This window comes from Pseudomonas sp. 30_B (genome assembly GCF_017491605.1).
Taxonomy (GTDB): Bacteria; Pseudomonadota; Gammaproteobacteria; order Pseudomonadales; family Pseudomonadaceae; genus Pseudomonas.
Genome location: NZ_JAFGYY010000317.1, coordinates 1 through 455, shown reverse-complemented (window position 1 = coordinate 455; position 455 = coordinate 1). Strand labels below are relative to the sequence as shown.

The following is a 455-nucleotide window of genomic DNA, read 5'->3' as shown; positions in this document are numbered from 1 at the left end:
TCACCTGGCAGACCGGGTGTCAATCAACTCGATTCGAAGCGAGCATTCTGGAAGTGCATCGCACAAAGTATGGAGACCGAGGCCGCAGCGCTGGCGTGTAACGTATCGCAACCGTTGGGGCCGCGATGGCTTCGTGAAGCGGGCGGCGTGGCACCGATCGACCTGGCGCCACACTCCGGGCGTTATCTGCCATTTTCGGAGCGCGAGGAGATCGCGCTGCTGTGGGCGCAGGATTGCAGTGTTCGTGAGATTTCGCGAAGACTGCAACGGTCGCCGTCAACGATTTCACGCGAGCTACGCCGTAACGCAGCGACCCGCGGTGGTACTCTGGTGTATCGGGCAACGGTTGCCCAATGGAAAGCTGAAGGCGCAGCCGAGCGTCCGAATGCTTCGAAACTGGCAGAGAACGACCAGTTGAGGACATATGTGCAGGATCGCCTGGCTGGAACGGTCAC

At 60.4% G+C, this 455-nt stretch carries 1 protein-coding gene; it reads left to right on the top strand.

Annotated elements, in window-relative coordinates; all coding sequences use genetic code 11:
• Positions 1-147: 147 nt before the first annotated feature.
• Positions 148-455: helix-turn-helix domain-containing protein (locus J5M67_RS28470; RefSeq protein ID WP_207888681.1), on the top strand; the 308-nt coding region annotated here is incomplete at its 3' end.